The organism is Streptomyces mesophilus, from assembly GCF_011044995.1.
Taxonomy (GTDB): Bacteria; Actinomycetota; Actinomycetes; order Streptomycetales; family Streptomycetaceae; genus Streptomyces; species Streptomyces mesophilus.
The window spans coordinates 108,393-114,606 of record NZ_JAAKZW010000006.1; the positions used below are offsets into that span (position 1 = coordinate 108,393).

Below are 6,214 nucleotides of genomic sequence, written 5' to 3' on the forward strand. Positions count from 1 at the left end.
GCCATGCCCGCGAAGGGTAAGCACCGCCGTCCCAAGTCCGCCCGTCTCACCCGCTCGTTCGCCGTCGCCGGCACGGGCGGCGCCGCCCTCGCCCTTCCGCTGCTCGGTGCGACCGGCGCCCAGGCCGCCACGCCGCAGACCGCGGCGGTGGCCAGCGCCCCCGTGAAGAGCGTGCCGGTCAAGAAGGCCGAGTCGGCCGACAAGACCTACACCGTCGTCACCGGCGACTCGCTCTCCGCGATAGCCGACGACCTCGGCATCGAGGGCGGCTGGAAGCCGCTGTACGCAGCGAACAAGAAGGTCATCGGCGACGACCCGTGCCTGATCGTGCCCGGCGCGAAGCTCAAGGTCGGTGCCGCGGTCCAGGCCGCCGCCGGAGCCACCGGCACGGCGAAGGAGGTGCCGGCGGACGCCTCGAAGTCCTCCGCGCGGAGCGACGCCGGGACGGCCGAAGCCCCGGCCGCCGAGGCCCCCGCGCCCAAGGCCGAGCAGGCCGCCGCCACCACCTCCGGGTTCACCGCGCCGGTCGCCGCCGGGGTCTCCACCCAGTACCGCACCGCGGGCTCCATGTGGTCCAGCGGCTACCACACCGGCACCGACTTCGCGGCCGCCACGGGCACCCCGGTCAAGGCCATCGGCGAGGGCACCGTCGTCTCCGCCGGCTGGAGCGGCTCGTACGGCAACGAGGTCGTCATCCAGCACGCCGACGGCCGCTACTCGCAGTACGCCCATATGTCGCAGCTGTCGGTGTCCACCGGCCAGAGCGTCGCGGGCGGTACGCAGATCGGCCTCGTCGGCTCGACCGGCAACTCCAGCGGACCGCACCTGCACTTCGAGGTCCGCACCGGCCCGGGCTACGGCTCGGACGTGGACCCGGTGGCGTACCTGCGCTCGCACGGCGTATCGCTCTGACGCCCGGTCACTGAAGTCCCCGCCCGGTATCCGGGGCCCATGAGGCCCCGGATACCGGGCATTTGGGATTCTGGGGCGTATTCCAGGTTGGACGAGACTTTACGAGTGTCCTATCTCACCAGCCGTCAAGAGGTACCTACGGTGGCGTAGGTCACGTAACGGGGTGAAAGATGCCGACGTGGCAGACGATTCGACGACACCCGCAGCCCTCACCGCCGTGAACCCGGCGGTTTTCGCCTCCTATGTGGCCATCGGCGACAGCTTCACCGAAGGCGTCGGAGACCCTGGCCCCGACGGTGCCTTCGTCGGCTGGGCGGACCGGCTCGCCGTGCTGCTCGCCGACCGCCACCCCGAGCACAGCTTCCGCTACGCCAACCTGGCGGTCCGCGGAAAGCTGCTCGACCAGATCGTCGAGGACCAGGTGCCGCGCGCCAAGGAGCTCGCGCCCGAGCTGGTCTCCTTCTGCGCCGGCGGCAACGACATCATCCGCCCCGGCACCGACCCGGACGATGTCGCCGAACGCTTCGAGCGGGCCGTCGCCGATCTGACCGCCGCCGTCGGCACGGTCGTCGTGACCACCGGCTTCGACACCCGTGACGTGCCGGTGCTCCGGCATCTGCGCGGGAAGATCGCCACGTACACCGCGCATGTACGGGCCATCGCCGACCGCTATGAGTGCCCGGTGCTCGATCTGTGGTCGCTGCGCTCGGTGCAGGACCGGCGCGCCTGGGACGGCGACCGGCTGCATCTGTCGCCCGAGGGCCACACCCGTGTCGCGCTGCGCGCCGCCCAGGTGCTCGGCCTGGAGATCCCCGCCGACCCCGACCAGGCCTGGCCCGAGCTGCCGCCGCGCACCGCGCTCGCGGTGCGCCGTGACGACATCCAGTGGGCGCGCGAGTACCTGGTGCCGTGGATCGGGCGCCGCCTTCGAGGTGAGTCCTCGGGTGACCATGTCTCGGCGAAGCGGCCGGAACTGCTGCCCCTGAAGGCACCCGTCGGCTGATCTCCCCGCTCACCCCTCGTCCGCGCGGTCACCCGTCGGCCGACGGCTGCGCCCGGTACGAGTCGTACGGAGGGCTGGCCAGGACGGGGATGGAGTCGGGTACGCCCAGGTACGTGAGGATGCGCAGCACGAACGGGTCGGTGCAGATCAGGACCATACGGCCGTCGGTCAGGTCGAGGCGCGCCCGCAGCCGTTCGATCAGGGCGATCCCGCTGCAGTCGACGAAGGTCAACAGGCGGATGTCGAGGACGAGTTCGGCCGTCGGCAGGCGAAGCTCCTGGAGCAGCGGGTCCTCGATGTCCAAGACCATGGCCACATCCAGCTCGCCGTGCAGCTCCACGGTGAGCCGCTCGCCATCGCGCCGCATCAGGGGCGCGGACTGTTGAGCTTCGGGAAACACCTTTCCCCCAGGTCGTCTGCTGTCGCAGCTCGGTCGACACCGGGGGCCGGGGTGTCCGGCGCCGAATCTAAGCGCCGTGCATGAAGTCGGGGTCGTGCGCCGGAGTGCTGTCACTCGATGGCGTGAATTTGGAGGGTCCTGCTTGACGTCCGCGGGTGCGTGGCGGGTGATTTCCGGCTGGACCGGTGAGGTGACAGGGCGGTCCCGCCGGGAGTGGCGCAGCGGCAGGGCGGGCCGTCGGTGCTGGGATGTCCGCGCGCCCGGGCCGCCCCGCCCGGGCGCACCGCACCCCCGATCCGGAGGACCTCACCCCATGGCCGTACGCACTCCGTCCCCGCTCGTCGTCCGTGCCGCCGCGGCAGCCGTCCTCGCGGGCGGCATGCTCACGGCGGGCGCGGTCCCCGCACTCGCCGCGGAGCCGGCCGCCCCCGCACCGCACAGCGCTCCCGCCCCCGCGCCCACTCTCGTGACCGTGACCGGTGACGGGCAGTCCACGGCGGCGCCCGACATCGCCATCCTGCACATCGGCGTCGAGAGCACCGCGAAGACCGCACAGCAGGCGCTCGCCGCGCAGAACAAGGCGGCCGACGCGATGCTCGCCGCCGTGCGCGAGGCGGGCATCGCGGAGAAGGACGTCCGCACCGAGAGCCTCAACGTCTCGGCCGTCACCCAGCACGAGCCGAACGGTGCCAGCAAGGTCACCGGCTACCAGGCCGGACAGGTCTTCTCGGTGCGCGTCCGCGACATCGACAGGGCCGGCTCCGTGCTGCAGAAGGTCATGGACGCCGCCGGCGACGCGGGGCGGATCCACTCGGTGGCCTTCGATGTCGCCGACACCCGCAGGCTGCGCGAGCGGGCCCGTACGGCGGCGCACAGGGACGCACACGCCAAGGCGGCCCAGTACGCCGAGCTCAGCGGCATGAAGCTGGGGCGGCTCGTGTCCGTGAACGAGGGCGACAGCGGGATGCCGCGGCCGGTGGCGCTTCCGGCGGTGCAGTTCGACAAGGAAGGTGTGCCGGTCGCGCCCGGCGAGATCGAGGACCGGATCACGGTGACCGAGGTGTACGAGCTGCGCTGAGCCGCCGGTTGAGCTCGCAACAGACATACGGCCCGGTGGACTCGCGTGTCCGCCGGGCCGCCGCGTTCAGCGCGCGTTCCGTGTCAACGCCTCCCGGGCAAGCCCCAGTTCACGCGCCAGCGCCTCGTCCACCCAGGTCAGGATGGTCGTGCGCGACGGGCCGGCGCCGTACGCGGTGTTCTGCACGGCGAGGCCGTCGAGCAGCGCGGTCAGGCGCAGTGCGGTGGCGGCCGGATCCGGGCAGCGGAACTCGCCCGCCGCGACGCCTTCGCCGATGACCTCGGCGAGCGCGCCCTTCCACTGCTGGTCGAGATCCCGTGTCACCTTGCGCAGCACAGGCTCGCGCAGACCCGCGGCCCAGCCCTCGATCCACAGCCGCCAGCCCTTGGCGCTGCCGGTCGGCGCGTACCACCGGATCGCGGCGCGCAGCCGGCGAAGCGCCGTGGTGCGACGGCCCAGGAGCTTGTGCAGATGGGCGAGATCGCCCTCGGCGGCGTACGCGAACGCCGCGGCGACCAGCTTCTCCTTGGTCGAGAAGTGGTACAGGACAAGGGCGTTGCTGACCCCGAGTGAGGCGGCCACATCGGCGATCCGGACAGCGGAGACACCGCGCTGCTCGATCTGCTCGACGGCGGCGCGCAACAATTCCTCGCGCCGCTCCTCCACACTCAACCGGACCCTGGCCACCAGCTCACCCTAGTTGGCGATCACCGGCCCGGACGGGCCGGGGTCAGCGGTGGTGGCCGTAGCGCCGCGCGATCTCGGCCAGCCGCTCCTCGGCGAGCGCGTGCGCGGCCGAGCGCGGGGTCACGCCGTCCGCGGCGGCCCGTTCGAGGGTCTCGTCCACCAGGTCGCGCAGCGCACGTCGGGTGTACGCGAAGGCCTCGTCGGCGTCGGCGTCGATGTCCCCGAAGAGCGTCCACCACCACCAGGCGTTGGTACCGGAGTTGACCACGACATCGGGCAGCACGGTGGTCCCGCGCTCGGCGAGCAGCCGCTCGGCCTCGGGCAGGACCGGCATATTGGCCGCTTCGACGATCCACCGGGCCGTGATCCGTGTCTGGTTGTGCGCGTCGATCGCGTACGAGACGGCGGCGGGGACGAGGAGGTCCGCGTCCACCGACAGCCAGGCGTCGCCGGGCAGTTGACGGTCGGCCGGGCGCAGGGCGGCGCGGTCGACGGCGCCGTACGCGTCGCGCGCGGCGAGCAGCGCTTCGACGTCGAGGCCGTCCGGGTTGGTGACGGTCCCCCTGATGTCGGCCACCGCGACCACCTTCAGGCCGGCCCGGTCGAGGAAGCGGGCGGTCGCGCCGCCCATCGTGCCGAGCCCCTGCACGGCGACCCGGGTCCCCGTATACGGGATTCCCGCGCGGTCCAGGGCGGCGAGGGCGGACTCGGCGACCCCGCAGCCGCCGACGAGCTCGTCGAGGCCGATGCCGTCCACCCGCAGCGCGAAGGCGTCCGCGAGCCGCTGCCGCGCCGCGGTCTCGTCGTCGAGCAGCGGGTAGACGGCCTGGATCGACGAGACCAGACCGGCCTCCGTCATCGCCTTGTCGACCACGTCCTGGGTGAGGCCGAGGTCCTCGCCCGTGGTCCAGAAACTCTCCACATACGGGCGCATCGCCTGCAGATAGCGGACGAGCACGCCGTTCGCCTCGGGGGAGCGCGGGTCGCAGTCGATGCCGCCCTTGGCGCCGCCGAGCGGGATGTACCGGGCGCCGGGCCGGTAGTGCAGGGCTTCCTTCATGGACATCCCGCGCGCCAGGCCGGCCACTTCGTCGAGGGTGCAGCCCGCGCGCATTCTCAGTCCGCCGCTGCTGACCCCGCGCACCAGCCGGTCCACGACCAAGTGACCCCGGTGTCCGGTGACGTGGTCGGTCCACGTGAGGGTGAGCAGCGGGGTGTGGGGCATCGTGCCTCCGTGGGGGAGCGGCTACTGATCGGCCGTTCAGTATCGGGAGGCGTCCGCGGACATGTCAACGCTGGCCGGGTACCCAGTGCGACGGGTGGTGCAGCCCCTCGGGCAGCTGGGTCCGGGCGTCGCCCTTGGCCGCGTCCAGCTGGGACTGGGTGAGGTACACCGTGTCGCGCAGGTCCGCGCCCGAGAGATCCGCATCGCGCAGATCCGCGCCGATCAGGTCCGCCCAGCGCAGGTCGGCGCCCTTGAGGTCGGCGGCGACGAGCACCGCGCCGCGCAGGCCGGCGCCGCGCAGATCGGCCTGGGCGAAGCGCCCGGCGAAGAGGTCGGCGCCGCGGTGGTTGCGGGGCCGGCCGGGTGCCTGGGCGCGGTGGAGGTCGCCGGCGCGCAGAAGCAGGGCGTTGACCTCGTGCCGAAGGGCCGGGACGTCGGCGGCGAGCAGGGTGTCGGCGTCCTTGCGGGTGAGGGCGTCCACCCCCTCGTACGAGGTGAGCAGCTCCTGGCGCATGGGCAGGGCGGCTTCGAGCGTGAGGGCCTCGGCGAGGTGGCGGAGCAGTTCCTGCAGCTGCCGGACGACCGGGAAGACCGCGAACATCTGCCGGGCGGCCTGCTTCGAGGTGCGCCAGTCCTCGCCGGCGAAGGTCACCTGGCTGACCTTCTGCCCGGCGCCGAAGCAGTCGAAGACGGTGCAGCCGGTGAAGCCCTTGGTGCGCAGGTGGGTGTGGATGCCGCAGCGGTAGTCCTGCTCGAGGTTCTTGCAGGGGGTGCCGGCCGCCTTGTTCACCGCGAAGTCGCTGGACTTGGCGAAGGGGAGGGCCACGCAGCAGAGCGCGAAGCAGTTGGCGCAGTCGGCTCTGAGGTCGGGGGAGTGCGGGGAGTGGCCGGTCGGGGACGGTGCGGAGG

At 72.5% G+C, this 6,214-nt stretch carries 7 protein-coding genes; 3 read left to right on the plus strand and 4 right to left on the minus strand.

Annotation, left to right across the window (positions count from 1 at the left end; translation table 11 throughout):
* Positions 1 to 3 precede the first annotated feature (3 nt).
* The gene (locus tag G6045_RS04150; protein ID WP_165330395.1) at positions 4 to 912 is read left to right on the plus strand and encodes a M23 family metallopeptidase; all 909 of its coding nucleotides are present in this window, start codon (positions 4 to 6) and stop codon (positions 910 to 912) included.
* Positions 913 to 1,090: 178 nt separating this feature from the next.
* Complete coding sequence (locus G6045_RS04155; RefSeq protein ID WP_165330396.1) at positions 1,091 to 1,915, plus strand: SGNH/GDSL hydrolase family protein; 825 nt, start codon at positions 1,091 to 1,093, stop codon at positions 1,913 to 1,915.
* A 28-nt stretch (positions 1,916 to 1,943) separates the two neighbouring features.
* Here G6045_RS04155 and G6045_RS04160 read toward each other — a convergent pair whose 3' ends face one another.
* Positions 1,944 to 2,315: an STAS domain-containing protein gene (locus G6045_RS04160; protein ID WP_165330397.1), complete on the minus strand. Its 372-nt coding sequence runs from the start codon at positions 2,313 to 2,315 to the stop codon at positions 1,944 to 1,946.
* 313 nt (positions 2,316 to 2,628) lie between these two features.
* Here G6045_RS04160 and G6045_RS04165 point away from each other — a divergent pair, with 313 nt between their 5' ends.
* Entirely contained in the window at positions 2,629 to 3,393 is a 765-nt protein-coding gene (locus G6045_RS04165; protein ID WP_165330398.1) for an SIMPL domain-containing protein, read from the plus strand.
* Between the two features lie 66 nt (positions 3,394 to 3,459).
* Here the strand turns inward: G6045_RS04165 and G6045_RS04170 are convergent, their stop codons facing one another.
* The 3 genes from G6045_RS04170 to G6045_RS04180 all read right to left on the minus strand — a co-directional run.
* Positions 3,460 to 4,080, minus strand: a complete 621-nt coding sequence (locus G6045_RS04170; protein ID WP_328707648.1) for a TetR/AcrR family transcriptional regulator — start codon at positions 4,078 to 4,080, stop codon at positions 3,460 to 3,462.
* Positions 4,081 to 4,123: 43 nt separating this feature from the next.
* A complete protein-coding gene (locus tag G6045_RS04175) occupies positions 4,124 to 5,305 on the minus strand; it encodes a glutamate dehydrogenase (protein WP_165330399.1) in 1,182 nt (393 codons plus the stop codon).
* Between the two features lie 64 nt (positions 5,306 to 5,369).
* Positions 5,370 to 6,214, minus strand: an 845-nt coding sequence (locus G6045_RS04180; protein ID WP_206343234.1) for a pentapeptide repeat-containing protein, incomplete at its 5' end; no start/stop codon positions are given.